The 26,463-nt window shown below is 63.2% G+C and carries 22 protein-coding genes, 7 pseudogenes and 1 other annotated feature; of the genes and pseudogenes, 16 read left to right on the top strand and 13 right to left on the bottom strand.

The genetic code is table 11. The features are described 5' to 3' along the window. Window positions 1–11 precede the first annotated feature (11 nt). Entirely contained in the window at window positions 12–593 is a 582-nt protein-coding gene (locus FHG66_RS10515) for a recombinase family protein (protein ID WP_139076714.1), read from the bottom strand. Between the two features lie 240 nt (window positions 594–833). On the opposite strand from FHG66_RS10515, the gene FHG66_RS10510 reads away from it, so the two are divergent. From FHG66_RS10510 to FHG66_RS10495, 4 genes are all read left to right on the top strand, one after another. Further along, a complete protein-coding gene (locus FHG66_RS10510; RefSeq protein WP_218013821.1) occupies window positions 834–1,115 on the top strand; it encodes an AbrB/MazE/SpoVT family DNA-binding domain-containing protein in 282 nt (93 codons plus the stop codon). Continuing rightward, entirely contained in the window at window positions 1,108–1,494 is a 387-nt protein-coding gene (locus FHG66_RS10505) for a type II toxin-antitoxin system VapC family toxin (RefSeq protein ID WP_139076713.1), read from the top strand. Before FHG66_RS10510 ends, FHG66_RS10505 begins: the two co-directional genes overlap by 8 nt. Before the next feature lie 189 nt (window positions 1,495–1,683). Further along, window positions 1,684–1,917 (top strand): DUF6894 family protein, encoded by a 234-nt coding sequence (locus FHG66_RS10500; protein WP_139076712.1) that lies wholly within the window; start codon window positions 1,684–1,686, stop codon window positions 1,915–1,917. 200 nt (window positions 1,918–2,117) lie between these two features. Further along, window positions 2,118–2,438, top strand: a complete 321-nt coding sequence (locus FHG66_RS10495) for a transposase (protein WP_139076711.1) — start codon at window positions 2,118–2,120, stop codon at window positions 2,436–2,438. Between the two features lie 79 nt (window positions 2,439–2,517). Here the strand turns inward: FHG66_RS10495 and FHG66_RS10490 are convergent, their stop codons facing one another. Further along, entirely contained in the window at window positions 2,518–3,459 is a 942-nt protein-coding gene (locus FHG66_RS10490; protein ID WP_139076710.1) for a manganese catalase family protein, read from the bottom strand. Window positions 3,460–3,875: 416 nt separating this feature from the next. Here FHG66_RS10490 and FHG66_RS10485 point away from each other — a divergent pair, with 416 nt between their 5' ends. Then, window positions 3,876–4,739: a YsnF/AvaK domain-containing protein gene (locus tag FHG66_RS10485; RefSeq protein ID WP_139076709.1), complete on the top strand. Its 864-nt coding sequence runs from the start codon at window positions 3,876–3,878 to the stop codon at window positions 4,737–4,739. A gap of 101 nt (window positions 4,740–4,840) precedes the next feature. Here FHG66_RS10485 and FHG66_RS10480 read toward each other — a convergent pair whose 3' ends face one another. Beyond that, window positions 4,841–5,341: a YciE/YciF ferroxidase family protein gene (locus FHG66_RS10480; RefSeq protein WP_139076708.1), complete on the bottom strand. Its 501-nt coding sequence runs from the start codon at window positions 5,339–5,341 to the stop codon at window positions 4,841–4,843. A gap of 334 nt (window positions 5,342–5,675) precedes the next feature. On the opposite strand from FHG66_RS10480, the gene FHG66_RS10475 reads away from it, so the two are divergent. The 6 genes and pseudogenes from FHG66_RS10475 to FHG66_RS10450 all read left to right on the top strand — a co-directional run bounded on the left by FHG66_RS10475 (window position 5,676) and on the right by FHG66_RS10450 (window position 9,317). Further along, window positions 5,676–5,858, top strand: a complete 183-nt coding sequence (locus tag FHG66_RS10475) for a hypothetical protein (protein ID WP_139076707.1) — start codon at window positions 5,676–5,678, stop codon at window positions 5,856–5,858. Between the two features lie 443 nt (window positions 5,859–6,301). Next, entirely contained in the window at window positions 6,302–6,484 is a 183-nt protein-coding gene (locus FHG66_RS10470) for a hypothetical protein (RefSeq protein WP_139076706.1), read from the top strand. 156 nt (window positions 6,485–6,640) lie between these two features. Next, window positions 6,641–7,024, top strand: coding sequence for an IS66-like element accessory protein TnpA (gene tnpA, locus FHG66_RS10465; protein ID WP_139076705.1), 384 nt, complete (start codon window positions 6,641–6,643; stop codon window positions 7,022–7,024). Further along, window positions 7,021–7,374, top strand: coding sequence for an IS66 family insertion sequence element accessory protein TnpB (tnpB, locus tag FHG66_RS10460; protein WP_139076704.1), 354 nt, complete (start codon window positions 7,021–7,023; stop codon window positions 7,372–7,374). Before tnpA ends, tnpB begins: the two co-directional genes overlap by 4 nt. Window positions 7,375–7,384: 10 nt before the next feature. Next, window positions 7,385–8,991, top strand: a pseudogene (tnpC, locus tag FHG66_RS10455) (IS66 family transposase). Between the two features lie 56 nt (window positions 8,992–9,047). Continuing rightward, window positions 9,048–9,317, top strand: a complete 270-nt coding sequence (locus tag FHG66_RS10450) for a hypothetical protein (RefSeq protein ID WP_139076703.1) — start codon at window positions 9,048–9,050, stop codon at window positions 9,315–9,317. A 59-nt stretch (window positions 9,318–9,376) separates the two neighbouring features. On the opposite strand, the pseudogene FHG66_RS10445 reads toward FHG66_RS10450, so the two are convergent. Next, window positions 9,377–9,636, bottom strand: a pseudogene (locus tag FHG66_RS10445) (integrase core domain-containing protein); the annotation flags it as partial. A 150-nt stretch (window positions 9,637–9,786) separates the two neighbouring features. Between FHG66_RS10445 and FHG66_RS21535 the strand changes: the two are divergent. Further along, a pseudogene (locus FHG66_RS21535) lies at window positions 9,787–9,933 on the top strand (IS110 family transposase); the annotation flags it as partial. Between the two features lie 423 nt (window positions 9,934–10,356). Here FHG66_RS21535 and FHG66_RS10440 read toward each other — a convergent pair. Further along, window positions 10,357–10,980 carry a cold-shock protein gene (locus FHG66_RS10440; RefSeq protein WP_139076702.1) on the bottom strand — a complete coding sequence of 208 codons (624 nt, stop codon included), beginning with the start codon at window positions 10,978–10,980 and terminating at the stop codon, window positions 10,357–10,359. Window positions 10,981–11,467: 487 nt separating this feature from the next. Here FHG66_RS10440 and FHG66_RS23075 point away from each other — a divergent pair. Beyond that, a pseudogene (locus FHG66_RS23075) lies at window positions 11,468–11,943 on the top strand (recombinase family protein). Between the two features lie 443 nt (window positions 11,944–12,386). After that, window positions 12,387–13,617 (top strand): annotated as a pseudogene (locus FHG66_RS10425) (IS3 family transposase). Beyond that, window positions 12,668–12,784, top strand: a sequence feature (AL1L pseudoknot). It overlaps the preceding pseudogene by 117 nt. 79 nt (window positions 13,618–13,696) lie before the next feature. Here FHG66_RS10425 and FHG66_RS10420 read toward each other — a convergent pair. Beyond that, window positions 13,697–15,556 carry a calcium-binding protein gene (locus tag FHG66_RS10420; RefSeq protein WP_176556192.1) on the bottom strand — a complete coding sequence of 620 codons (1,860 nt, stop codon included), beginning with the start codon at window positions 15,554–15,556 and terminating at the stop codon, window positions 13,697–13,699. Window positions 15,557–15,977: 421 nt separating this feature from the next. Between FHG66_RS10420 and FHG66_RS10415 the strand changes: the two genes are divergently transcribed. Then, entirely contained in the window at window positions 15,978–16,337 is a 360-nt protein-coding gene (locus FHG66_RS10415; protein ID WP_139076699.1) for a hypothetical protein, read from the top strand. A gap of 508 nt (window positions 16,338–16,845) precedes the next feature. Here FHG66_RS10415 and FHG66_RS10410 read toward each other — a convergent pair. From FHG66_RS10410 to FHG66_RS10395, 3 genes and pseudogenes are all read right to left on the bottom strand, one after another. Then, window positions 16,846–18,097: pseudogene (locus FHG66_RS10410) on the bottom strand (IS256 family transposase). Window positions 18,098–18,347: 250 nt separating this feature from the next. Beyond that, window positions 18,348–19,627: pseudogene (locus tag FHG66_RS10400) on the bottom strand (IS3 family transposase). A gap of 99 nt (window positions 19,628–19,726) precedes the next feature. Beyond that, a complete protein-coding gene (locus FHG66_RS10395; protein ID WP_246082550.1) occupies window positions 19,727–19,864 on the bottom strand; it encodes a hypothetical protein in 138 nt (45 codons plus the stop codon). A gap of 583 nt (window positions 19,865–20,447) precedes the next feature. Between FHG66_RS10395 and FHG66_RS10390 the strand changes: the two genes are divergently transcribed. Beyond that, window positions 20,448–22,043 carry a glycosyl hydrolase gene (locus FHG66_RS10390; protein WP_139076698.1) on the top strand — a complete coding sequence of 532 codons (1,596 nt, stop codon included), beginning with the start codon at window positions 20,448–20,450 and terminating at the stop codon, window positions 22,041–22,043. A 158-nt stretch (window positions 22,044–22,201) separates the two neighbouring features. Here FHG66_RS10390 and FHG66_RS10385 read toward each other — a convergent pair whose 3' ends face one another. The 4 genes from FHG66_RS10385 to FHG66_RS10370 all read right to left on the bottom strand — a co-directional run. Beyond that, complete coding sequence (locus tag FHG66_RS10385) at window positions 22,202–23,056, bottom strand: glycoside hydrolase family 26 protein (RefSeq protein WP_246082549.1); 855 nt, start codon at window positions 23,054–23,056, stop codon at window positions 22,202–22,204. A gap of 170 nt (window positions 23,057–23,226) precedes the next feature. Continuing rightward, entirely contained in the window at window positions 23,227–25,017 is a 1,791-nt protein-coding gene (locus FHG66_RS10380; RefSeq protein ID WP_246082548.1) for a glycosyltransferase family 2 protein, read from the bottom strand. Continuing rightward, complete coding sequence (gene galE / locus FHG66_RS10375; protein ID WP_139076696.1) at window positions 25,001–25,996, bottom strand: UDP-glucose 4-epimerase GalE; 996 nt, start codon at window positions 25,994–25,996, stop codon at window positions 25,001–25,003. The genes FHG66_RS10380 and galE overlap by 17 nt, the downstream gene beginning before the upstream one ends. Before the next feature lie 5 nt (window positions 25,997–26,001). Further along, window positions 26,002–26,463: NAD-dependent epimerase/dehydratase family protein (locus tag FHG66_RS10370; RefSeq protein WP_139076695.1), on the bottom strand; the 462-nt coding region annotated here is incomplete at its 5' end.

Raw genomic sequence — 26,463 nt, 5'->3', positions numbered from 1 at the left:
CAGCTCCAGGCTTAGGCTTCCTTGCCGGCTGGCGAGGACACCGTCTGAAGCTCGGGCAGGAAGCGATAAACCGAGGACCGGGCGACCTTTAACCGCTTGGCTATGGCCGTGGAGCTGAGGTTCTCTTCGCTAAAGAGCCGGCGGACCTCGTCTGGGTCAATCTTAGGCTTCCGTCCTGTGTAGACCCCCCGCTCCTTGGCGGCTGCGATCCCTTCCATCTGCCGCTCTCGTCGTAGGTTGGTCTCGAACTCGGCAAACACGCCCAACATGTCGAAGAAAGCCTTACCGGCGGCAGTGGAAGTGTCCACCGGCTGCTCGGTAGCCTTGAGCGTCACGCCTTTGCTCTTCAGTTCATGCATGATGTCCTGGAGGTCCTTGAGGGAGCGTGCCAGCCGATCAATGCGGGTGATCACCAGAGTGTCGCCAGGGCGGAGGAACTGCAGCAGGATGTCGAGCTCCGTCCGGCCCTCGCGCTGGGTGCCGGTCTTCTTCTCGGAGCGGGTCACTTGGCAGCCGGCAGACCGGAGCGCCGCCTCCTGCAGGGCGAGGTCCTGATCGCCGGTAGACACACGAGCATAGCCGTAGAGGGTCATCGAGGAGCCATTCTGTCCGAGTAGGGTCTAGACCCGCTCACGCTACTGTCCGATATGGCCCAAAGCAACCCTATTTGGACGCACAAAGCTGTCCGATGTAAATGTCCTTCTGAGGCATACCCTAAATGACGCACTTGCGCCCGATATGCTGAACATTGGACCTGATGGGCCACTCTTTCATATCGCGAGTAATGTGACCCGCATGCTAGTTGCCCCAGTTTCGGCTATAAGGGTAGGATCATGCCAATTAGGGATGACATGCTAATGCACGCCATGTCGCCTCAGAGGGTCAGGATCATCGAGGGTGGTAAGCTCATCATCCCGGCCAGCATGCGACGCGAGCTCGGCATCGCAACCGGCGATACCGTGCTGGTCGATGTGGCGGATGGCGAGTTGCGGATCCGGTCACTCTCCAAAGCCATTGCACACGCCCAAGCCATCCTGCGGCGCCACGTGCCCGAAGGGGTGTCGCTGGCCGACGAGTTGATCGCGGACCGCCGGCGCGAGGCCGAGCGTGAGTAAGGCCGTGGTCCTGGACTCCTCGGCGCTGCTCTGCCTCTTGAACGGAGAAGCGGGAGCAGATCGCGTTGCCGAAGCCCTGCCTTCGGCGGTGATCGGGGCCGTGAACCTGGCCGAGGTCGTCACCAAGCTGCGCGAGCGCGGCCTCAGCGTGGAGGAGGTGGAAGAAGCCTTGGGCGGGCTCAACCTGGACGTCCGGCAACTTACGGCAGGTCAGGCCACTGCCACGGGGCACCTGCGGCCAGCCACGCGATCACTCGGGCTCTCCTTGGGCGACCGGGCTTGCCTCACCCTTGCAGCGGAACTCAGCGCCCCCGCTCTTACCGCTAACCAGGCTTCGGGCAGGGTGGATGTGGGTGCGGCGGTCGAACTGATCCGGTAGGGCAGGGCGCCGCACCGGCTGGGGTGAGGCTCCTGGCTCCCCAGACCCAACCCAAGCCCTGCTTCGGGCGGCTCGCTTGGTTCTCAAGGCTCGCGCCCCTATCTCAATGTCATCACCGGTTCTGTTCGTAGCCCTTCGGTGCCTGAGAGACGCGCCTGCGCTCCCGCTGCACAATGCAAGGAGCCCGCAATGCCCCGCTACTTCTTCAACATCGAAGACGACCGCCACCTCTCTGATCAGGTGGGAGTCGTCTTGCCCGATCTGGAAGCCGCTCGCGTCACCGCCGTGGCTACCTCAGGTGCGATCATCAAAGACCATGCGAAGCGGTTCTGGCCAGATCCCAACTGGAAGATGCGTGTCACCGACGAACAGGGCAGTATTGTCTGTGATCTCAGCTTCACAGGCACAGTCGGCGCTTCGTAGGTCCAGTCTCATCCCAGCCGATCCAGCACCCGTTTCACCTGCTTTGCCGTCGAGGTCCCGCCCCTCGTGGCGGATCTCCCGCTGGTCGTTGGTCATCGACGGCACCCTCTTTCTCCTCGCCGGAGATTATCGAAGGTTGATCTTCCCCCGCTTCGGTGGACGCCTCCAATACGCTCCGTGTGGGCGGGGAAGGTGATCCGATGACGAAGACGAGGCGGGAGTTCTCCCCCGAGTTCAAGCGCGAAGCGGTGGCCTTGCTGGAGAGCAGCGGTCGGCCGCAGATGCAGATCGCGGCCGAGCTCGGCATTCAGCCCTTGATGCTGAGGAGTTGGCCGGCGGCCCAGAACGCAGCGCTATGGCGTGCGCAGGCCGGGCAAGCATCTGCGACGGGGCTGTCGGCGCCATTGCTGGCCGACTTGGCGTCCGAAAACGCCAAGCTCTGGCGTGAGTTCGAGCGCACGCGGATGGAGCGCGAAACCCTCAAAGTTTCGGCTTGCTTCCGGACACTCAAGACCTGGTAACGCGTAGTGTTACCGGCCGAGCTAACCTGCAGTTGGCAGAAGCAGGAGAGGGCGCCCCGAGAGGGCACCCGCCTTGATGTCAGAGCGAGCCGGCGCCCTGATGAGCGGCCTTGGTCAGCCGCTGGGCGATCTCGTAGAACTCCTCAGGGGCATAATCGGGCGAGAAGGCCGAGGGCTGACCCACGAGGTCGTGGATTCGTCCGCCGTCTGGCATGCCTTCGACGACCTCAAGCTCGCCCGGGGGGTCGGTTGGCAGGGCCATCTCGCCTTCCCAGATGCCGCGGATCGACTGGTAGTCGCCGGGCGAGAACGTGTAGAGCCGCCGGTGCGAGCCTTCGGCCAGGTACTTTTGGCATTCGGGGATCTTGTCGAGCGGGATGTTCGGAGTGGGGAGCATCTGCTCGATGCTGACGCCGGTCAGCTTTTTCAGCGCCAGGCCGTACGCATGGGCGTGGACGCTTCCACGAACGAGGAGATAGCCGCAAACTTCGCGGCCCGTGGGATCGGACAGCGTCTCGTAGACCCGCAGCTTGTGAAGCCGCGCGCCGCATTCGAGGTGGAAGTTGTGGAGCAGGTCGAACACCACGTTGCCCGTGGTCGTCACCATGTCCACGTTCCAGGACATGGAGTTCGAGTTCACCGGCACCGCGCCGCCGCCATGCGAAAAGAAGCTCGCGGCCGAGCGGATCTCTTGCATGGCCTCGAAGGGGGCCATGGAGATGTCGCCGCCATTGCCCGAGTCATCGGCCGCAGAATCCGGGCCGTTGTTCAGCATCGCCACGCCGTTCGAGACGAGTTCCACATGCCCCAGTTCTTCGGCGGTGATGGCGGCCACCAGCTCGTAGAAGGGCTTCAACTTGGACTTGGAGCGGAAGTTGAAGCTCTGGAACATGTAGTTGCCGAGCGTGGACATCTCGCCGTACTTGCCGCCAAGCAGTTCCTGGAGGGCGGCACCCGCGTTGGGGTCCTGCTTCTTGGGGGGAGGCAGGTCGACCTGGAGCTTGTCAACGCGAAGGAACATGGGGGGCCTCCTATGTGATGGCGCAGGAGCAGATGGAGCCGGGCATGGCGGCGTCGAGGGGGTCCGCCACGTGCAGGCAGGATTGAGCATGGGTCTGGAGGGACCAAGCGTCACGGCGGCAACAGGACGAGAGCCTATGGGGACCATCGACGAAAGGGCCATCTACGGTAGAGGATTAGAGCAGGCCGAGTTAGGCGCCATGGTGCCCTGAGACCGTAGGACGTGCTCACGCCTGAGGCTCTGGGCTACCCGTTCCCCGTCCAAAGGCTTGAACGGGCACCCCATCCAGCAGTCTTCTCGAGGCAACGAAACCGTTCGCCCCGCCAGGCGTTGTGCGCGTCGAACATCACCGTGGCAGAAGGCCAAGGCCAGCCGCCTTGCGGGCTGGCTTTGCCGATCCGACAAGGAACACCTCCATGCATCGCGCTGTAACCGCCATCTACCGCACGTCTGACGTCGCCGATTTGGTCCGCAGGGATCTCGAGCAGCTCGGCATCGCAGGGCACAACATCACAGTCCTGTCGGACACAGCGGGCGCAAGCGGCTCGACCTCTGGGGCTCAGGGTCTGGCCGGCAGCGCCATGGACCGGCTTTATGACTTGGGCATCCCCGAGGACGACATCCGCACCTATCAGCAGGCACTTCGAAACGGCGACTATGTGGTCTCGGTTGACGTCGACGACGAGAGCTATCTCGGTCGCGTTCAGGAGATCATGCGCCGCCCCGAGGACGCCTATGACCTCGACGAACTCGACACCCAGTACGCCAGTGCGGACTACATCCCCCGTCAGCCAGCCGCCTCTGCTGACACAGGCTCTTTGGGCCAGAGGAGCGGTGGCGAGATCGATCAGGACAGCACCGTCAAGGTGGTCGAGGAGCGGCTCAACGTCGGAAAGCAGGAGGTGGCAGGGGGGGCGGTGCGCGTGCGGTCCTTTGTGCGTGAGGTGCCGGTGGAGGCCGAGGTCGAGCTGCGGTCGACCCGGGTCTACATCGAGCGCCGTCCCGTGGACCGGCCCGTGAACCCCGATGAGATGGGCCTGCCCGACCAGGTGCTGGAAGCGCACGAAACGGCCGAGGTGGCGGTGGTGGGCAAGGAGGCCCGGGTGGTCGAGGAGATCGGCCTGCGCCAGGAGACCGAGGTCCAGCACCAGCACATCCAGGACACCGTGCGCAAGACGGAAGTGGAGATCGAGGACGAGCGCACCGGCGAGCGCAGCTCGCTCACCGGGGGCACCACCTCGGGCACGGGCGGGACGGGCGGCTCCTCGCGCACGTTCTGACGCCCCGAGCCACACCGGCCCAACGACCACAAGCCCCGGACGCCACTCGCGTCCAGGGCCTTGGTTTTGGCTTTCACCGCAGGTGATTGCCGGACAGGAGCTTAGGCTGCCTGTTCCTCGGCAGCTGCGTTGATGACGGACTCGGCCAGCTCGGTCAGGAGCTGGTCGGTCTTCTCCTCCTCGGCCAGGGTCTCGCGCAGGAGGGCCTCGGCATCCGTGTTGCCCAGTTGCTTGGCCCAGGATGCCAGAGTGCCGTAGCGGCAGATTTCATAGTGCTCGATGGCTTGCGCAGCGGCGAGCAGGCCCGCATCGGCCGCCGGTGAGCCCTTGTACTCCTCCATGATCTCCTCGCCTTCCTCGGCAAGGCCGTCCATGGCGGCGCAGGTCTTGCCCTGCGGACGCTTTCCGATTGTCTCGAAGACGCGCTGAAGGCGTTCGATCTGGCCTTCGGTTTCGTCGCGGTGCAGCTCGAACGCCTGCTTCAGCTCGGCGTGCTGGGCGGCGCGGACATGTTTCTTCAAGGCCTGCAGGGCCTTGCGCTCAGCGTAGTAGACGTCGCGCAGTCCGTCATGAAACAGCTTTTCCAAATTCGCAGCGGGCATCGGGATCTCCATTGGCTTCAACAAAGCCACGAGCAACGCCGAGCGTTCCCCTGTGTTCCGCCCGTTCAGGGATCGTGCGCCCCCATGTCGATCTGCCGTCAGGAGTCAGGTCGGAATGCGCTGTCAGTCCTCGGGGCAAGCGACCATGCCCGCGATGTGGTCGCGTTTGCGGTCGAGGGACGGATCACGGCAGGCTCGCCACAGGTGGGCCCGCACTCAGAGCGGCTGCTAGCAGAGACGGTCGACTTGCAGGACCCAGCAGCAGCAAGCTGCGACATACGACATCGGTGCCCAGAGCAGTTTGGGCCTGAACGATGCAAGGGAGGACAGTGCCATGGTTCTCGGCCACTTGCTGGTCGGCCTGCTCACAGCTTTTGCCGGTGCTCTCATGAGCGCGCAGGTCACGGGCCTATGCTGGAGCACAATCGCCTTTTATGTCCTGAGCGGCAATCTGGGCCTCCTGGTGAGCGCAGCGTTGTCCTACATGGCGGGCCTCCTGTGCCCGGTAGATCCCTGATGTGTCCAAGTCGGTCTTGCGCCGCGTTGATGGGTCATCCCTGAGGTCGCGAGGGAGGTGGCTGATTGTGGGAGCGGAGACTTAAACCCGACCAGGTCAGTTCGTTCCTGCTCCGAACGGCGTCAGAGACGCTAGCGCGGCAGACTGGTGCGGAGGCCCCGGCGCGCTGGCAGACGCGACCGGGGCCGACAGCTTCACTGTCCCTCGTTCTTTGAGACGCTTAGTGCCATCAGGTCCCGCCAGCGAGCAACTGGTTTCGCGAGATTTCTAGGCAACCAGGACGCTCTCGGGTGCCGATCATGCTTCGTACGCCACAGCCAGCCGGGCCAGCCTGCGATGCTTTGGACGTCCGGCAAACGAACGAAGCTGTTAAGAAGGCTTCGTGTCACCGAGGCGCCTCGTGGATCAATGTGTCTGACGAAGATTACTGACGGGGCGCTGCCATGATGGGTCGACACGTCGAGCGGACGGCGCTGTTTTACGGGTTCCGCCTTGCGGAACGGGTGTCCGAGGGCTCTCTCCTGCGCCGGGCCGACGACATTCTCAACCTGGGCTTCGTGTGCGAGCACATGGCGGCTCACTACAGCGCCATAAGGGGGGCCATCGGTCTGTCTCCATTGGAGTAGTCCGCCGTGGAGTAGGGCTTTGTAAGCCGTGGTCCTGATCCCGAAGCTGATCCAGGGTCTATGCAAGTTTCGTAAGCGCTGTTCTGACCCCACCTTCTTTCTCGGCCGTTGAGCTGAGATCCAGACCTCCTGTGTGGGACGGGCTGGAGGTTTTCCATGGCTGCACCATTGGAGGTTCTCACGGGCGGAGGCGTGGGCCGTCGCAACCGGCTATGGCCGGATGAGGTGAAGGGCCGGATCGTTGCGGAGACGCTGCGGCCGGGCCGGACGGTGAACGACGTCGCCCGTCAGCATGGCCTCAAGGCGAACCATGTGTCGGCGTGGCGCACGCTGGCACGCAAGGGCAAGCTGGTTCTGCCTGCTCCGGAGGAGGCGGTAGAGTTTGCCGCGATGGTGCTTGCGGCGCCGGAGGGTGAGGCCCCGGTCGTGGGGCGAGCGGGACCGGAGATTGTGGTGGCGGCGGTGACGATCCGGCTGGAGCCCGGTGCCTCGGCCGAGCGGATCGCGGCCATCGTGCGTGCCTTGGCGCCACCGGCATGATCGTTCCGTCGAACCGCGTGCGGATCCTGGTGGCTACAAAGCCCATCGACTTTCGCAAGGGCCACGACAGCCTGGCGGCCCTGGTGAAGAACGAGCTGCGCAAGGACCCGTTCACTGGGACCGTCTTCGTGTTCCGGGCGCGCAAGGCCGACCGGCTGAAGCTGCTCACCTGGGACGGGACCGGGCTGGTTATGGCTGACACCCGGCTCGAGGAGCACAGCTTCACCTGGCCTGCGGTGAAGGACGGGCTGATGTCGCTGAACCACGCGCAGTTCGAGGCGCTGTTTGCCGGGCTCGATTGGCGGCGGGTCCGAGCCGTCGAGGCGCGGGCACCCGAGGCGGTGGAATAACTGCGGCAGGATGACCCGGGCGGCCCTTTCTCCGGGCCTCAGCGGGGCGGGTCTGGTAGACAGGCCCCATGCTGGAACTGCCGATCTGCTTGAGGAGATCGCGACGCTGAGGGCGTGCCTCGCCGCTTCAGAGGAGCGCTCTTTGCGCAAGGACGAGCGGATCGCGCGGCTGGAGAAGCTGGTTGCGGCGTTTCGGCAGGCGGCCTTCGGACGGCGGTCCGAGAAGAGCGATCCCGATCAGTTTGAGCTGGCTTTGGAGGATCTGGAAACGGCCATCGCCGCCGTTCACGCCGACGAGGATGCCGAGGATCGTGCCGCCAAGCGGCAGGTCAGGCCCCGTGCGGCCAATCGTGGCGCGCTGCCGCAGCACTTGCCCCGCATCGAAGAGGTGATCGAGCCCACGAGCCTGGTCTGCGCCTGCGGCGGTGGCCTGCACTGCATCCGCGAAGACCTGTCCGAACGGCTCGACGTCATTCCGGCCCAGTTCCGCGTGATCGTGACCCGCCGCCCGAAGTACGCCTGCCGGTCCTGCACCGATGGCGTGGCGCAGGCGCCAGCCCCGGCGCGGCTGATCCCCGGCGGCCTGCCGACCGAGGCGACCGTCGCACATGTCTTGGTCTCGAAGTACGCCGATCACCTCCCATTGTACCGCCAAGCCCAGATCTACAGCCGCCAAGGGATCGACCTCGACCGCTCCACCTTGCCGACTGGGTCGGTCGCGCGGCCTTCGAGTTGCGCCCGGTCCATGAGGCCCTGATGGCGGACCTGAAGCGGTCCTCGAACCTCTTCATGGACGAGACACGCGCGCCGGTGCTCGATCCGGAGTCTGGAAAGACCAAGATCGGCACCTTCTAGGCGCTCGCCCGAGACGATCGTCCTTGGGGCGGCACCTCCCCGCCAGGCGTCATCCTCACCTACGCGCCCGGACGCGGCGGCCAGCATGCTGAACGGATCCTGCAAGGCTTCGGGGGTGTCCTCCAGGTGGACGTCTATTCCGGCTACAGCCGGCTGATCGCGCCTGACCGCATCGGTCCCAGCATCCAGTTGGCCTATTGCTGGACGCATGCTCGCCGCAAGTTGATCGATATCACCCGCACAGGTCCCGCCCCGATCGCGGAGGAAGGGGTGTCCCTCATCCGCGAGCTCTACGGCATCGAAGCGGAGATCCGTGTCCTCGCCCCGGCGGCCCGCCTGGCCCTGCGGCAGGAGCGGTCAGCGCCGGTCCTCGCCCGGATCGGCGACTGGCTCATCCACCACCGCGCCCGCGTCTCCTCGAAATCGCCCCTCGGCGAAGCGTTGGCCTATGTCGCCAAGTACTGGAACGGCCTTGGCCGCTTCCTGACCGATGGGCGCATCGAGATCGACAGCAACACCGTCGAGCGGACGATCCGTTTCATCGCCCTGAGCCGCAAGAACGCCCTCTTCCCGGGCCACGACGCAGGCGCCGAGAACTGGGTCGTCATCGCTTCGCTGGTCGAAACCTGCAAGCTGAATGGCGTCGACCCTCACGCCTGGCTGGCCGCCACCATCACGGCCATTGTCCGAGGCCATAAGCAGAGCCGCATCGCCGAGCTGCTGCCCTGGAACGATAGAATAGGCGCACCCCTCGAGGATTGACCGAGCCGGAGGACACCTCAAAGTTGGGCCGATCCCACCAGCCACGAGCCCTGCGCATGACCGACGACGAGCCGAACCTGATTACCTCGAGCAAGAGCCAAAGGATCGTCGTGGACGGCTACCCCTTCGCCATCGAGATCTATCGCCTGGAAACCGAAAGGACCTGGACCCTCGAAGTCGTGGATCACAAGGGCACCAGCCACGTCTGGGACGACCAGTTCAGGACCGACCGGGACGCCCGCAACGCCGCAGTGGAGGCCCTCGAACGCGAAGGCGCCATCGCCCTCATGCGCAGCAACAACGTCATCCCGTTCCGTCAAGGCTAACCCCGCGTGGGGCCAGAACACCGCTTACCAAGTTTCCGGGCGTGGGTAGATTGGTCTGCCTAGGCCCGAGGCGTCACGCCGCCTAAGGCGCTGAGTAGGGGCGCTCGTCGTTGTGATCCTTTCTCCAGCGTTCGATCCGGGCCCGGGTGTCAGCCATGGACAAGAACCAGGATGCGCTCAGGTATTCGGCACACAGGCGACCGTTGCAGGCCTCAATGGTGGCGTTGTCGGTGAACTTGCCCGGTTGGCTGAAGTCCAGCTCGACGCCGTTCAGGGTGGCCCACCGGTCCAGAATGCGGCCAGCGAACTCCGGCCCGTAACACATCGGGGAGCTGAGCGGGACGGAGGCCATGACGCTCTGCGGAGCTCCTCATGAGGCGAAGCGGGCGGTCATGGCCGGACCTCAGGTCTCCGACGGTGATGTGGCCGACGCCACCGAAGGAGAACGACCATAACCACTCGTCAGCGTATGCCCAAGGGCGCCGTGCTGGTAGTCAGCAATGTTGCCAAGCACCGCAACGAGATCCTGATCGAAGCGCCCGGATTCTTGCGCCGGCGCCGGCTCACCATCCTGAACACCCGCGAGGAGCACGACCGGTTAGTCGGCGTGCGATCATGATCTACGAAAAGCTCAACTCAATTCTGACGACCCTAATTGGTGCAGGATGAGGGAAGATAATGTGAGATGCCGGTGAAAAAGGCAGGCCCAAACTCAATCGGAGGCTTTTGGATGGCTTCGCGAGAGCCGACCCCGCCGTAAGCTGCTGACTTTGCTAAGAGCACCTCAGCAGGAAGGACTCGGACTCAGCTCTGGTTGCCCGTGATCGGACTTTTTCACCGGTATCGTGAGTTTCTGACCGGAGGCGTGGGTGGGTGCTCGCCGCTGAGCACGCCTGCCAAGCGGCGAAAGCTGCGGATGCCGCGGGAGCGGGTCACTGAAACACTCCATCCCAAACTCCACCACGTCGACAGGACGCTACCGTCCATCTCACCGGCTTCCGTAGAAAGCCGTTGGTGGATCTCATCGGTTCAAAGCCGATCATCGAAGGGACGCGTTGATGGCTATCCTGTCGCCGGCAGGCTGGCTCTTGATCTGGGAGCCGCTCAGGGTTGCGGTTGATCGCGCACGGCCGGCGGCGTCCCAGGCCAGGACCTCCACCGCCAGCTTGCCGCGCTTGCCGTCGATCACGCGCAAGCCCACGGCCTCGCCCGGGGCGAAGTCGGCGAAGCCCGACCGGCGGAGCACCTCGGTATGCAGGAACACGTCGTCCTCCGAGCCCCAGACGTTAGCGAAGCCGAAGCCCTTGCCCTTGTCGAACCATTTGACGCGGGCGGGTTCGAGCGGCCGCTCCGCGAGGGCGGCCGGGTCGATGCCGGATAGGTCGGCCAGCCCGGCGCCCGGCGGCACCTCGGGTGGGCGGATGGACAGGACGACGGTGGCCTGCATCCCCCGGTCGGTGCATGCGACCTCGATTTCGATGGCAGAGCCGTCAGCGACGGTGCTCTGGCCGAAGCTGCGCAGGACGTTGGCATGCAAGAGGATGTCGGGAGTCCCCTCGTCGGCCACGACGAAACCGAACCCCTTGCCGGGGTCGAACCATTTCACGTGTCCGCGCAAGGGGCGGTTCTGGCCTGCCTGTTCGACTATGGTGTCAAGCTCCATCAAGTACACTCACTCCGCCCCGCAGTTTGGACCGCATCAGCGCAACTGTATGGCGTGTAGCTGCTTGTCGCACAACATATGGGTGCGGCTGAAGCTACGATGCGCGCGGAGGAGGGTCGTGAGCAGCCTCTTTAGGTCACGCGGGCCCTGGCAGAGTCCATCAGCTTGCGAGGCTGCTGCTTTGACCGACTGGTCAGGGCCTTACCATGCTCCGGACCGAGTTGGTTCACCAAGTCACTCGGCACCTGGCTGACTTCATCGAGGACCAACCCAAGCAGGTAGAGAACTCCCGCACCCGATCGGCGTCGTCCGCTCAGAACTGAGCCGCCAAACTTGTCCCGCTTGAGAGCAGATCTTTCGTTTCACTATTCGACTGCTCGACGTAACCTCTTCGAGAGCTTAGCCTGTCCGTATGTCCCATGCAGAACTCGAGCCCTCCGGCGACCTTTCCGACGATCCTTCACCCTGCGTTTGAGGCTATGCGCGGGTGAGCACGGACGGTCAGGCACTCGGGCTTCAGGTGGAGCAGCTCAGGGCAGCGGGGACGACGAGGGTATACCGGGAGACCGCCTCGGGATCGAAACGCGACCGGGTACAGCTCGCTAAGCTCCTGAAGGACATGCAACTCGGCGATGTGGTGCTGGTGACCCGGCTTGACCGGTCGGCGTGCTCCACGCGGGATCTCCTGCACGTGCTGGGAAGCTTGGCCGACAAGGGCGCCATGTTCCGTTCCCTTGCCGATCCATGGGCTACACCACCACCCCGCACGGCCGGCTCATGCTGATGGTGCTAGCGGGCCTCGCGGAGTTTGAGCGCGAGCTGATCCGCGTCAGGACGAGCGAGGGCCGCGAGAGAGCCAAGCGAGAAGGACGCAAGATGGGCCGGCCTTACAGGCTCATGTCCCACCATCCGACCCGACCTTCCGCAGCCTCACCCCCGGCCCCCCGCCGTTCTCCTCGATGAAGACTACGCCAGCGGCTTCGAGAGCTCTACGGATGAAGCTCACTGAGAACCGCCCGACTTGACGCCGTTCCTTCTCGAAATCGACCACAGTTGTCAGTCCCACAGCCGCCGCATCGGCCAAAGCCGACTGTGTAATATTCAGAAGTCCGCGGGCAGCACGACACTGGGCAGGGATCATTATCGATATCTCCTTTGGGCGCCCTATAGGCTCGGACGTATCGCTAATTTTTGTTGATATCCTTTGGTGCAGCGTCACACAATGAGCTAGGTCAACCCTACTTTGAGGCACGCCCTCGCTTCGCTCATTGCTTGCTCTTGCTAAGCCCTCACGCGGCGGCGCCGTATATACGATGGAGTGGGGCACCGCCTGTTCCGAACGAAACGGGTGAGGTGAACCGCGCCGGGTTTGCCGGAGGCTTCAACTCCTGAGTAGGGTGAAGCCCATGAGCAAGACGACGAACAAGTTTTCTCCTGAAGTGCGCGAGCGCGCGGTGCGGATGGTGCTGGATCACGAGGGCCAGCATGTCTCTCGTTGGTCCGCTATCGTGTCGATCTCGGCCAAGATCGGCTGTGCGGCGCAGACGTTGAACGAGTGGGTGAAGAAGGCCGAGGTGGAGACCGGCCGCCGGGCCGGCATCCCTACCGAGATGGCAGATCGGCTGAAGGCGCTGGAGCGCGAGAACCGGGAGTTGCGCCAGGCCAACGAGATCCTGCGCAAGGCGAGTGCGTATTTTGTGATGGCGAAGCTCGACCGCCGGTCGAAGTGATGGTGTCGTTCATCGACGCCCATCGAGGGACACACGGGGTCGAGCCGATCTGCCGTCTTCTGCGGATTGCCCCGTCCACCTACTATGATCATCTGGCGAAGCGGGCGGACCCGGCCCGCTTGTCCGATCGTGCGCTGCGCGACGAGACGCTGCGGCCTGAGATCCTGCGGGTGTTCGAGGAGAACTGGCGCGTCTACGGCGTCCGCAAGGTCTGGCGTCAGCTGGGCCGGGAAGGCTTTGTGGTGGCCCGCTGCACAGTGGCACGGCTCATGAAGGACATGGGGCTCCAAGGCGTTATCCGGGGCAGGCCACACAGGACGACAATCCCGGACAAGAAAGTGCCTTGCCCGGCTCGGACAAGGTGAACCGGCAGTTCCGCGTGGCTGCCCCCAACATGCTCTGGGTCAGCGACTTCACCTATGTCGCGACCTGGAAGGGCTTCGTTTACGTAGCTTTCGTGATCGACGCCTTTGCCCGCAGGATCGTCGGCTGGCGGGTCAGCCCATCGGCGCACGCGGGCTTCGTTCTCGATGCCCTGGAGCAGGCCGTCCATCAACGCCGGCCCGCCAAAGGCATGGGGCTGGTCCATCATGGCGACAGGGGCAGCCAATACCTGTCCATCAAGTATACCGAGAGATTGGCAGACGCCGGCATCGAGCCGTCGGTCGGGAGCGTCGGCGACAGCTACGACAATGCTCTGGCCGAGACGATCAACGGCCTGTTCAAGGCCGAGGTGATCCATCGGCGTGGACCCTGGCGCAGCTACGAGGCCGTGGAGTTCGCCACCCTCGAATGGGTGGACTGGTTCAACAACAGGCGCCTCCTTGAGCCGATCGGAAACATCCCGCCGGCCGAGGCCGAAGCAAACTTCTACGCGGCTCTGGAGCAATCCGCCTTGGCCGCGTAGCTAAGACCAACCGGCCTCCGGCAAACCCGGCGCGGTTCAAGGCCCTTCTCTCAGCCGCACCTTGTGAGTGTCGGAGCCCTCATACGATCAGGATATCCGCGTTCGTCAGGCTGGCGTCGGCCTGCAGGTCCGCCACAAGCATCAGCCCGCCCGCTTCAGTGCCGTTGCGGTCAAACCAAAGCGTTGTGTCTGTCGTGCGAAAGATGAAGCGATCGTCTGTGTCCTGAGCAAGGTTGTCAGTGCGGGTCTGGAACTGAGTGCCCAAGAGGACGCCTGCCACAAGGCCGCCCCCGAACCCGGCTGCGTCGATGAGAATGCTATCGTCGCCCCTTGCCGTATTAAGGAAATTGGTCACGACATCGCCGCCGTCCTGTGGAGCCAGGAACTGGAAGGAGTCGCTGCCGGCTCCACCGCTGAGCGTGTCACGACCAGCCCCGCCACACATGAGGTTGGTTCCACCGGTTGCGACCAGCTGATCGGCTCCCTCGCCGCCCATAAGCACATTGGTGCCGCCATGAGCATAGAGACGATCAACACCACCATCGCCCTGCAGCGTGTTGGTGCCGCTTGTTACAGTTATAGAGTCGCTCCCCTCTCCGCCCAGCAGCAGGTTGGTTCCGCGCGTCGCGACCAGTCGATCAGCCCCGTCGCCACCGACGAGTTCGTTGGTGCCCCCATGAGCAAAGAGGGTGTCAGTCCCGCCACCCCCTTGGAGCGTGTTGCTCCCGTCGTCTGCGGTAAGGGAGTCGCTTCCAGTCCCGCCCATCACCAGGTTGGTGCCCCCGGTGACGTACAGCCGATCAGCGCCGTTGTTGCCCTGCAGCGTGTTGGTGCCAGCCTGCGCCTCGAGGTAGTCGGAGCCTTCGCCCCCGGTCAGCTCATTGAGGCCATCGTAGGCGTAAAGGTAGTCGGCCCCGTCCTCTCCATGCAGTGAGTTGATCCCGCTCGCCGCGACGAGGACGTCGACATCCGCCCCACCCAACATCAGGTTGGTGCCGCCGGTGGCGTACAGCCGATCAGCGCCATCATCACCCTGCAACGTGTTGGTGCCGCCCTCAACCCAAAGATGGTCCCCTTGCGTGCCACCTTGGAGAACATTGAAACCGTCTGTGGCATACAAATGATCGATGCCATCATCGCCCTGCAGCGTATTGATGCCGCCTTGAGCCTCAAGATAGTCAGAGCCCTCGCCTCCGACGAGTTCGTTGGTCCCGTCATAGGCGTAAAGGTAGTCGGCCCCGTCTTCGCCGTGCAGCGTGTTCGTTCCGCCCGCGGCAACCAGAACGTCACCATCCGCCCCACTCAGCATCAGGTTGGCGCCATCGGTGGCGTATAGGCGATCGGCTCCCTCGTTACCCTGCAGCGTGTTGGTGCCGCCCTGTGCCTCGAGGTAGTCGGCACCTTCGCCGCCGGTGAACTCGTTGACCCCGTCATAAGCGTAGAGATAGTCAGCATCTCCGTCGCCGTGCAGCGTGTTGACTCCGCCCGCAGCGACGAGGACGTCCCCGTCTCCTCCGCCCAGCATCAGGTTCGTGCCACCAGTGGCATAGAGCCAATCCGCACCCTCGTCGCCCTGCAACGTGTTGGTGCCGCCCTGCGCCTCAAGATAGTCACTCTCGGCTCCCCCGTACATGAGGTTGGTGCCATCCGTCGCAAACAGCACATCGGCGCCAGCACCACCAAACAGCGTGTTGGAGCCGCCGATGACCTGAGCGCGGTCGTCACCCTCACCCGCATGCAAGGTGATGTTGCCTGTGAGGCTATTCAGGTGGTCGTTGCCTGATCCAGTGGTGACGTCCAGGTCTGCCGTCAGCCCTGAACCTGAGTAGGTCAGAAAGATCCCCACAGGTCCCAGCCAGCCGGAGAGGTCCAAGACGCCGCCCCGCGTGAGCGTAAGGGTGACCGGGGTGACGTCATCGCCCGGCGCGTGTTGGATCACGGGATGGACTGCAAGATCGCCAAGCACTCCAGTGATCTGAGCGCTGACGGTGTACGAAGAACTGGTAAGCAACGAGGATCCCCTTCTAGGTCCGATCATGAGATCAGCAGGCCTTCAGACTGCTGTCGGAGTTCCTTCCTGAGACGATTGGTCCGAACTGTGGTCGAGATGCGGCCACTTTGTGGCTGCGCCCGATCCGCAACCACCAGATGGGATCCCCGACAGCCAATGATCTGCGGCTGAGGCTCTCAGGACTTATAGAGTTGGTTGTGAGGTGGCTTTCCGGCGCCGTGACTTGCAGGTGGCGCAGTTGAACCACCAGACCATATCAACCAGCGTCAGCATGGCCTTGCTTCCTTGACGACGTCCTCAGAGCAACCTAGCCGAGACGCGGGACGACGTCACAAAGCAGGACACGGGCATGATGATGAGACACTTCAACTCGGCTGTTTTGGCCACGTTGCTTCTTGCTGGATGTGAAGAAGCCGAGTTTGACGTGTTTCCCCTTGCAGACGGTGTTGATGGCCTTCCGTTCTCAACCTACCAGTGTTGGGACGGACGGCTGGCTCAGATCGCCTGGAACGAGGAAGACGCCACACTTCGCCTCAGGGGCCGTAACACTGCGATGAGATATACGCCGACGGAGGAGGGGGTCGTGTACACAGGCGGCGACCTCGTCATGATTGTACAAGGACCTGAGGTTCTCATCGCCTCAAAAGCAGAGACGGATGAGAGTGGTCGTGTCACTGGGCTGAGGTGCAGGTACCAGTCAGGTGGCTGATGAGGATGCCGAGTCAGTCATGAGGTTGCGGTCCAGATCCACAGTCCTATGACAACACTCGCGTAAACGGCCCAAAAGCTTAGGCGACCCATACACCGAACCCGCACCTGGGCTTCATCCAGACGCACCTCTCGCAGGGTAAGAACCAGCGGTAGGGTTAGAAGGGCCAGGAACTGGAGCGTCTGTACATGAACCGTCATCGGGTCACCTCACGACTATAGCACGTCAACAACCATCACGACGTTTCAATCCCAACAGAAAGGGATTTACCCTCCAGCAGCCAGGAGGCAATCACGTGGCTCAGGAATCAACTTAGAGATGTATAGACTAGTTAACCATAGAAGTCATCTGAAATCGGGTTTGCCAATCGGATCGGATGCCGAATGCCAGAGCCTGTCCCATGTTGCCGCCCTTGTACGTTGGATGATAGGCTGGATGTAGGACGGGGTAGACAAGCAGATACTGGCCCTGAGGACTGTCAGGAATTCTGTGCGGGGACTGGTTGCATTCAGTTGGTCCGGAACCGCTCGCCGAAGGTGATGGCGAACTGGGTCTGGGCCTCGATCCACTCCCGCGATGGTCGCTTCCAGTCGGCGGCCGCGCGGTTGAGGACGAGGTTGAGCCACTTGGTGGCCGCCTTGTCATTGGGGACGTGCCCCTGGGCCCGGACCGCGCGACGCAGCTTGGAGTTCAGCGCCTCGATGGAGTTCGTGGTGTAAACGATCCGGCGCACCGCCTCGGGGAAGGCGAAGAACGGGATGATGCGATCCCAGTTCCGCCGCTAGGCGGGTGCGACGGCGGGGTACTTCGTGCCCCAGGGCCCGGCCTCGAAGGCCGCGAGCGCCGCCAGACCCGCCTCAGTGTTCCGGGCGCGGTAGATGGCGCGCAGCTCAGGAACTACCGCCTTGCGGTCCTTCCAGGAGATGAAGTCCAGGGAATGGCGGACGAGATGAACGATGCAGGTCTGGACAACGGTGTCGGGGAAGACGGCGTTGATGGCCTCAGGGAAGCCCTTCAGCCCATCGGTGACGGCGATGAGGATGTCCTGAATGCCGCGGGCCTTCAGCTCGTTCATCACCCGCAGCCAGAACTTGGCCCCCTCGGTCTGCTCGATCCAAAGACCCAGGATCTCGCGGGTGCCGTCGGGCAGGATGCCGAGGGCGACGTAGATGGCGCTCGCCGGCGGGCTTGAACCGGTGGCGCCTCGCTGGCTCACTCCGCACGAACCCCTCGTCGCGGATCTTCACCCGGATCGCGTCCAGGAACACCAACGGGTAGCAGGCGTCGAGCGAGCGGCCCTGCCACTCGGCCACCTCCTCCAGGACCGCGCTCGTCACCGCCAAGATGAGGTCCGGTGACACGTCGATCCCGTAGAGCTCCTCGAGATGGTCACGGATTGCCCGCGTGCTCATGCCCCGCGAGTACATCGACACGACCTTGTCGTCGAAGTCGGGGAAGCGCCGCTGGTACTTGGCGATCAGCTGCGGATCGAACGTCCCCGCTCAATCGCACGGAATGTCCAGGCGCACCTTGGACGTGCCAGTCAGCACCATCTTGGGCGACGTCCCGTTACGCCGGTTCGGCCGGCGGGATGCCTCCGCCTCGCCATGCTCCGCGCCCAGGTGCTCGTCCAGCTCGGCGTTCAGGACGCGCTCGGAGAGCGCCTTCTTCAGGTCGTCCAACAGCCCATCACGGGCAAACAACTCGGAGGGGTCGCGCCCCTCCAGCAGCCGGTCCAGCAAGTCCTTGTCGATAGCCATGTGATGATCCTTTCCGATCCATCCTCATGGCCCCCGCACAAGATCCCTGACAGTCCTTGGCCCTGTGGTGCCGGCCTTGTCGCCGGCCAAGTGCTTCGGACAAAGGTGGCCCACTCGGTATCGCACGCCACGCCATCGTGCCACAGGAGCTTGACCAGGTTGCCCCTCCGGCCACGGAAGCAGAAGATCGCGCCCGCGTGCGGGTCGCGCCCCATGTACCGCCCCCGGATCTTGAGACACCTGTTTGCGATTAGGCGGCCAGTGGCATGGTGTCCATCTGGTCGCGGCGGAACTGGGCGGGCGAGCGGTGGCCATGCCGCTCGATCAGCCAGTGTTCGTTGTAGGTCCGTCTGAAGTCGAGCAGGGCAAGCCGGAGTTCCTCGACGGTGCGGAAGGTCCGGACCCAGAGCAGGTTCTCCTTCAGCGTCCGGATGAAGCGCTCGGCGCAGCCGTTCCCTTCAGGGGCACGGACGAAGGCGGGAGAGGATATGGCGCCGAGCCAGGCGATCTCCTTCTGGAAGTCGTGCGACATGTACTGGCTTCCATGGTCGTGGCGGATGCTGAGGCCCTGAGCCGTATCCTTCTCCACTGCTCCGAAGCGCTCGACGACGCCCTGCCGGGCCGGCTCGAGCGCCTCAAACCGGGTGCCACGAAGGGCCGCGTGGAGGCCGACGCATTCGGCCGAGCAGTGATCGACCGCGACAAAGACGGCGACCTGACCATACTCGGTGGTGTAGGCCGTCGTCATATCGGTGCCCCACATCGTGTCGACCGTTTCCGGGATGATCGTTCCGTCATGGTTGCGCGGGCTGCGGGGAGAGCCCACTCGCGTTGCAGCCGAGAGGCCGTTCTCGCTCATGAGGCGCCGCACGCGCTCCTTGGAGGTGCGTAAGCCCCCGTGGCGCAGCCGGGCCCAGACCTTGCGATAGCCCTCGCCATGGAAGGGGCTGGCGAGGAGCACGCCCCGGATCGCCTCGACCAGAGCCGCGTCCGGCATCACGCCCTGCGACCCTGGTCGGCGTCGCGGCATGGATGGCACGATCACCCGGCGGCCGCGGTAGATGCCGGCTCGTGACACACCCCATACCCGACAGACCCGGGTCAGGCCGTAGGGCCGGTGCGTGGAGATCGAGACGGCGGCGCTCATCGCTTCGACTTCCGCGGTCCAAAAGGGACGCCGCCACCCCCGGCCTCCAGCCGGTCGATCTTGGCCTGGAGCAGCTCCCTGTCCATCGTCAACTCGCCCACCTTGGTCCGGAGCCGATCGATCGTCTCGTCGCGGTCGTCCCGCTCCCGCGACTTCAGGCTCGCAGCTCCGGCTTCCAGGAACGCATCGCGCCAGGCGCTCAGGTCCGCCGCCGTCACCGCCAGTTCGCGGGCCACGATCTCCAGGGGCTCGCCCCGGAGAAGCCGCAGAACCGCGTCGCGCTTGCGGCCTGCCGTCATTCGCCGCTCCCGGCCCGGAGCCGCGGCCGCTCCGATCCCCGAGGTCTCCGCGTCCGCGGCTCCTTCGTGCTTCCCATCTGTCATCTCAACACCTCCGGTCGGCTTCAATAAGCCGTCTGAAGTGTCTCAGCGAACCCTAGGGCGGAGGACCCAAGCCTTCCCGAACCTTCAGCGCCAGGCTGTTCATGCCCAAGCGCATGTCGGTGCCTTCGTTGGAGATGGCGGCGGCACATCCGGCGCGATCTGCAAAGGTGTAAACCCGGGCCGCTCCTCCGCCATCAGCAGCCCCGCCCGTAACTCCCGGCGCCAGCGCGTCAGCAAGGAGCGCGAGATCCCGTGCCGCCGAGCCGTCGCCGAGCCCAGTCGGATGCCGAGAGAACCTCCACCTGCAATATGACCTTAGAGCCTGCCATAAGCTCAGGGTCTTACCCGACCTCCCCCATCGGCGTCAGACGGCCCCCACTGCAAGGATACCTTTCAATCTGGACCAGGTTCCTAGGTCAGGGCCAGCTTCTGCCTGGATCCCATCAGGTTGCCAGAACGATCAGACAGATCTTAGCCACTCGTTCCTTCATCGACCATTTCGCCAGAATAGTTGATCTCTGAGGAACCATGATTTAGTCAGCCAACCATATTAAAACAGTAATGAAGAAGAGAACTTGGCCTCTGCGCGTAAGGCAGACAGGTTGGCAAGCTATTGATATGGCTTGTATTCCGCATTGATTTTTTACTATTTAACTCTGTGGATAGTAGAATAAACAGAGCATAAAGAACAGAAAACTGTAAGGGTATTTCAACCGAATCTTATAATCTAAATTGCCACCACAGTTAGCTCTACCTTCGATCGAGGTGCGTTGTAAGCCTAACACATCGGGCTTTCACGGTCCTTATCCGGTGGTGATTTATGACTATCGAGAACCCTGAAAAGATTGGCTTGGGCACTTGGGAACGGGATAGCCAAGGCACCGCACTGAATGATCTGAACAAACTGAGTTTTGGATGGCATTATACTTGGAGCGAATGGGATCTATGGACCTACGATACCGCCCAAAAGACGTCCTCGTTCGTGGCGATGTGCTGGGATGAACGGGACGTCACACAAGAGGCTCTCGCCAGAGTGCGATCCACTGGCACCACCACGCTTCTGGGCTTCAACGAGCCGGACAATGCCCGCCAGGCCGATCTCAGCGTAAAGCAAGCTCTGGACTTATGGCCTCAGTTGCAGGCGACTGGCCTGAGGCTCGGGTCCCCGGCGGCGACGATGGATCAAACGTTAGGACCTGACTCTTGGCTTGGCCAATTTATGGCTGGAGCTGAGGCCAGCGGTCTGCGCGTCGATTTCATCGCGGTGCATTATTATTCGACAACTGGCGACGTCGACGAGTTCAAGGCTTTTCTTGAAGCAGTTCACAAGCAGTACGGCAGACCTGTTTGGGTCACAGAGTGGACCCTTGCTGATTGGGACAATCCGGGACGGTTCTCAGCGACTGAGCAAGCCGAGTTTGCTCGTGCTGGCACCGAGATGATGGATGACCTGACTTTTGTGGAGCGGCATGCCTGGTTCTCTGCCTATGAGGGCGGCGACAACTGGCACCTCAACAGCGGTGTTTTCAATTCAGTGGGCGAGTTGACGGAAGTTGGGCAAACATTCCTCGATCTGAATACTGCGCCACTCAGTGTTTTCGGCACGGTGAACGCTGACAGTCTCACTGGATCAGGCAGAGCTGACGTTATGGTTGGCTTAGGAGGAGACGATCGGCTTGCAGGTGGAAAGGGTTACGACACACTGAAAGGTGGCGCAGGCTCGGATACATTGGACGGCGGTGCGGATCGAGACCGGCTGGAGGGCGGCTTGGGAGATGACCTCTATGTCATCGGCCATTCCGGAGATGTCATCGTTGAACTCGCCAATGCAGGAACGGACCAAGTCAAGTCGAGCGTCGGGACTGTTCTAGCAGAGAACATAGAGAACTTGTTTCTGAGCGGTGCTTCTGCCGTCTCAGGAACTGGAAACCGTCTCGCCAACCAGCTCACTGGAAACTCCGCTGATAACATTCTTTCTGGCCTCTTAGGCAATGACCGCCTTCTGGGGGCAGATGGCAATGACACCCTGAAAGGCGGAGATGGTGCCGATCGTCTAGAGGGCGGGGCTGGCATGGATCGTCTGATCGGCGGGCCGGGAACCGATCACCTATACGGCGGAGTTGGGGCAGATACGCTGGATGGCGCAGGCGGAGCGGATCAGATGTGGGGTGGAGCGGGTGCTGACCGCTTCGTATTCTCCACAGGCCAGGACCGGATTTGCGATTTCGTCAACAACGTGGACGAGATCTGGATTGATGACGCGTTGTGGGGTGGAAGTCCGAGAACCGTAGCGAGTATTCTGAGAGGTGCCAGTCTCGAGTCCGGCGTTGTGATCGTCGACTTTGGAACTTCGGTGCTGCATGTGGCAGGCGTGTCGAACATCGGTGCCCTAGCCGATGACCTGATCATTTTCTGAGAAATCAGGTTCACCGGCTGATCTGGCCGCTATTTGACCAGACACTCAGGCGGTTGTGCGATGAACTCGCGGGGCGAGCGTATCCTCAGCCCAGAGTGCGGGGGCTGGGATTTCACCCTCGATCAGATCGTCGTGTGCGTTCTACAGTCGACGATGAGTCATTGAGCTGAGGTGCAGATACCGGTTAAATAGCTGATGAGGATGCTGAGGCGTGCTGTGCAGTGAGCCTCACTCGACTTCGATGCGTTGACCTTTGACTCAGTCGGCGACGCTGTTACCCGCTCTGTCACACGCCAGTCAGGGTATCCGTAGCCGTTCGGCCAAGGGTAGACCTCTTGTTGGTTGAAGTAGACGACGCCGACAAGGTAGGCCATCTCGGGATGAGGCACTCGCACTGCGTCCTCCCAGGCCTGCACGTAGTCGGCGTTCCCGGTGTAGCCTAACTCCGCCACTATGACGGGCTTACGGAAGGGCGCCACACGAGCGTAGCGCTCTCGAAGCAGATCCTCGTACCGAAGCTCCCGGCCCAGGATGTCGTGTTCGAACGTTTGGAAGCCAAAGATCGACAGGCCCACGATGTCGACGACATCAGCGCCAGGGTAGTATTCCGTCAGGTTCACGTGTCCTAGCGGCGACCAGACAAAACGGGTCCGGGGCGCCGCCGCGCGGCACACCTCCACCATGCGGCGATAGGCAGCGATGTAGTCCTGGGGCGCCCAACCCGCCCAGATGAACTGGCCGTCGTCATCCTCCATCTCGTGCCCCCAGCGGATCGAGACCGGGCTTTGCAACGTATCTGCGACTTCGCAGATCTCACGCATATTGCTGTCATAGCGGCCGCTTAGGATAGCGTCGCGCAGAGCTTGAGGCGTGTTTCTCTCGTCCTGGGTCCATGTCCAGGGCTCCACGGTGATGAGAAGCGCCCGGTTTCGCTCCAAGGCGTACTGGTCTGCGGAGATGAGGGATGAGAGCGAGACATCTTCCCAGGGAAGGAACACATGCTCGATCGACACCTCTGCGTCGTTTTCGAAAGTGCCTGAAGGGTCGTAAGCCCCAAATGGGACTGCACCCGGCGGGGCGGCCGAGACAGGCTGTGCGCTCAGGCTAGCTAGCAGGGTTAAGTAGAAGGCTCGCATGTATACACTCATAATCACCAAGTCTCCCGTCGCGCGGTTAGGCCGTCTCAGTTCCAGGGGATGGCCCATTCGTAGCTCAGCCGTCCCGCCATCCCGCCTCCTGCACCAGCCACTTGGAACCGAGCTTCGACGGGGTTGATACGGCCTGCCCCGATCGACAGGCCGTAGACCCCTTCAGCCAGCCTCGCCGAGGTCGTGAATCCTGCCAGGAGGGCCAATGTCGCCAGAATGCCGAACTGAACGGCCGCATCCTTGACTCGACCAACAAAAGCCCAGTCATTCTCGGAAAGGTGGCGCAGGACGATGACAACTACCGTCGCTGTGTAGAGAAGGCCTGTGACCAGTATGAGGGCGTAGAAGCCCTTCGCGACGTCCAGCCGTTCCACAGCCAGTACGGGCAACAGGCAGCCCAGCGCCAATGCCGCGTAAACCAACAGGACGCGGGTGGGCAGTCGCCCGCGCGCAGCCTCGCCCTTGGGCGTGATGCGGAAGTCCACGAAGCGTCCTGACAACCAGTCACGGACCGCCATCAAGCAGCCCCAGGCAACCCAAGGCCATTGCAGCAGGACGAACAGCACTTTCTCCCAGCCCAGGATCTGAGCGTCGACCGGCCGAAACAGGCCCGAGGACTTCTGCACCCAAGAAATAGCTAGCAGAAGCAGAGCCGGCGGGGCGGCATGAAGCACATAAGCCGGCCAGGTCACATCCACGTAGCGGATATCCAGCACAACGGCAGACACTGGTAGGAGATACATAACAGCCATGGTGATGGCGAAGATCGGGTAGAGCAGCTGGCAGAACAGGAACTGCGCCCGAAGCCGCCAGGGCAGCCGCCCGAGATAGCGTGGCGTGTACTGCAACAGCAGCGTCACCAAGCTGCGCGACCACTGGAATTCCTGCGTGACCATGTCGCCCACCGTGGCCGGGCCATCGCCTATGGCGATAGCGTCGATGGCGTGTACGCCTGTCCAGCCCCCCGCATTCAGCAGCAACGTCGTTGAGTGATCCTCGGCGAGCTCGGGCCCCAAACCACCGACTTCAGACAAGGCCACAGTGCGGACGGCGTAATGCGAGCCGATGCACATGGGGGCAAGCCCGTTAGTATAGCCGGCCTGGAGGATGCCGTGGAATGGTCCCTCAGCGTAAAGCCTGGTTCGCGCAGCCCAATTCTCCGGCGCGTTCGCCGCGCAGATAGATGGGGCACTGACATAACCCACGGCCGGGTCAGCAAAGGGACGCAACACCTCGCGCAGGTAGCCGGGCTGGGGCATGTGGTCCGAGTCGAGCTGGCTCACGATGTCGTAGTCGCGATAGCCCCAATGGTCGTAGAAGTAGGCCAGGTTTCCTTCCTTGCACCGGGTTCGCCGCGGCCAGGTTGCGCGGTGGTACTCCGCAACGCCCTTGCGGCACGACACCCTCACCCCATGTGCCGCGCACCACGCCAGTGTCTCGGCGGACGGGTCTTCGTCCGCCAGCCATGTGTCATGCGGATGGTCTTGCGCCAGCATCGCGTTCAAGGTGCGGCGGACGACGGACCAAGGCTCGGACGGGGTCTTGGTGGTGATCATGGCAACGCGCCACCGACCCGACACTGGGTCGGGCGCAATGGAGCGCACGGCCCGCAGCGTGAAGGCCACGTACCAGAGGCCAAGCACTTGCACCCAGCCCAATAGCCCTGAGACGAGCACGAAGCGACCGGTTCCTACGACGTGGGCAGGCTCAAGCCACCAGACCCAGAATGTTAGGCAGGCGACAGCCCAGAGCAAAGCCAGCCCGATTTGAAGCCTCTGACGTCCCCCGGTCAGGATCGGAGCCAACGAGTCAGGCTGCCTGCTCATGCCGTCCCTCATGCCCGAACCAGGGGGCGGCATGCCGCAGAATGGTCGCAAGGTCTGACATCTCGGCTCTAAAACCCAGAGATTCGGCCGCGCGGGTCGGGTCGGCGGTCAACACGGGCGGATCACCCGGACGGCGGGCTTCCTCGATCACTGGCACGGCGCGCCCGGTCACAGTCTCCACAGCGGCGACGATATCGCGGACCGAGCTGCCGCGTCCGCTGCCCAGGTTGAGAGCAAGGCTTTCGCCCTCCTCCTCTAGATGGCGCAGGGCCAGCAGGTGCGCGCGGGCGAGGTCGTGGACGTGGATGTAGTCGCGAATGCAGGTTCCGTCCGGCGTGTCGTAGTCGGTGCCGAAGATGCGCAGCGGCCCGCTTTGACCCGATGCTGCCCGGAGCGCGAGGGGGATCAGATGTGTCTCGGGCTCGTGCCGTTCGCCCATGCGGCCCCAGGGGTCGGCCCCGGCGGCATTGAAGTAGCGCAGCGCCACATGGCGCGTGCCGTACGCCACCTCATGGTCGCGCAGCATCTGCTCGCAAGCTAATTTGGTGTGCCCATAGGGGTTGATCGGCCTCTGGAGGTCGTTCTCGCGGATAGGAAGCCGCCCGGGCACACCATAGGTCGCGCAGGTGGAGGAGAAAACGATGCGCGTCACCCCTGCTGCCCGCGCTCCCGCCAACAGGCCGATCATCCCGCCCACATTGTTGTCCCAGTAGTCCGCAGGCTGAACCACGGATTCACCCACATAGGCCTTGGCCGCGAAGTGAATGATGGCGGAGGCATCGTAGCGGTCCAAGGCGGCAGCGACTGCGGGGGCATCACGGACATCCCCCCGCACAAGGGGGATCTCGCCTAAGGCATCACGGTGCCCCGTCGAGAGGTTGTCAAAGGCGACTGGGCTCCACCCCTGCTCGGCCAGCAGGCGGCAGGCTTGGGAGCCGATGAATCCGGCGCCCCCGGTGACCAGAACGGTGCTGCGCATGGCTGTTACCCGACCCTCAATGCCCGTTCTGCTTGCGCCATCTCCTCGCGGAAGTGGTCGATGGTGCGCTGGAGGCCTTGACGCAGGTCGATGCTGGGCATCCATCCCAACTCGCTTTGAGCGCGGGCGATATCGGGGCGGCGCTGGCGCGGGTCGTCGGGGGGCAAGGGCCGGTGCACGAGGGGGGACGCGGAGCCCGTCAGTTCACGCACCATCTCGGCCAGTGCCCGCACGGTAAACTCCCCGGGGTTGCCGAGGTTCACGGGCCCTTCCACAGCCGACGCCATGAGCCGCACCAGTCCCTCTACGAGGTCGTCGACATAACAGAAGGAGCGCGTCTGCTCCCCTTCGCCGTAAAGCGTCAGCGGCTCGCCTACGAGCGCCTGGCGCACGAAATTCGACACCACGCGCCCATCCTCGGGGCTCATGCGGGGGCCGTAGGTGTTGAAGATGCGGGCTATCCGCAC

Source organism: Rubellimicrobium rubrum (genome assembly GCF_006152115.1).
Taxonomy (GTDB): domain Bacteria; phylum Pseudomonadota; class Alphaproteobacteria; order Rhodobacterales; family Rhodobacteraceae; genus Rubellimicrobium; species Rubellimicrobium rubrum.
The sequence above is the reverse complement of the archived record's forward strand: the minus strand, read 5'-3'. Positions and strand labels throughout refer to the sequence as shown.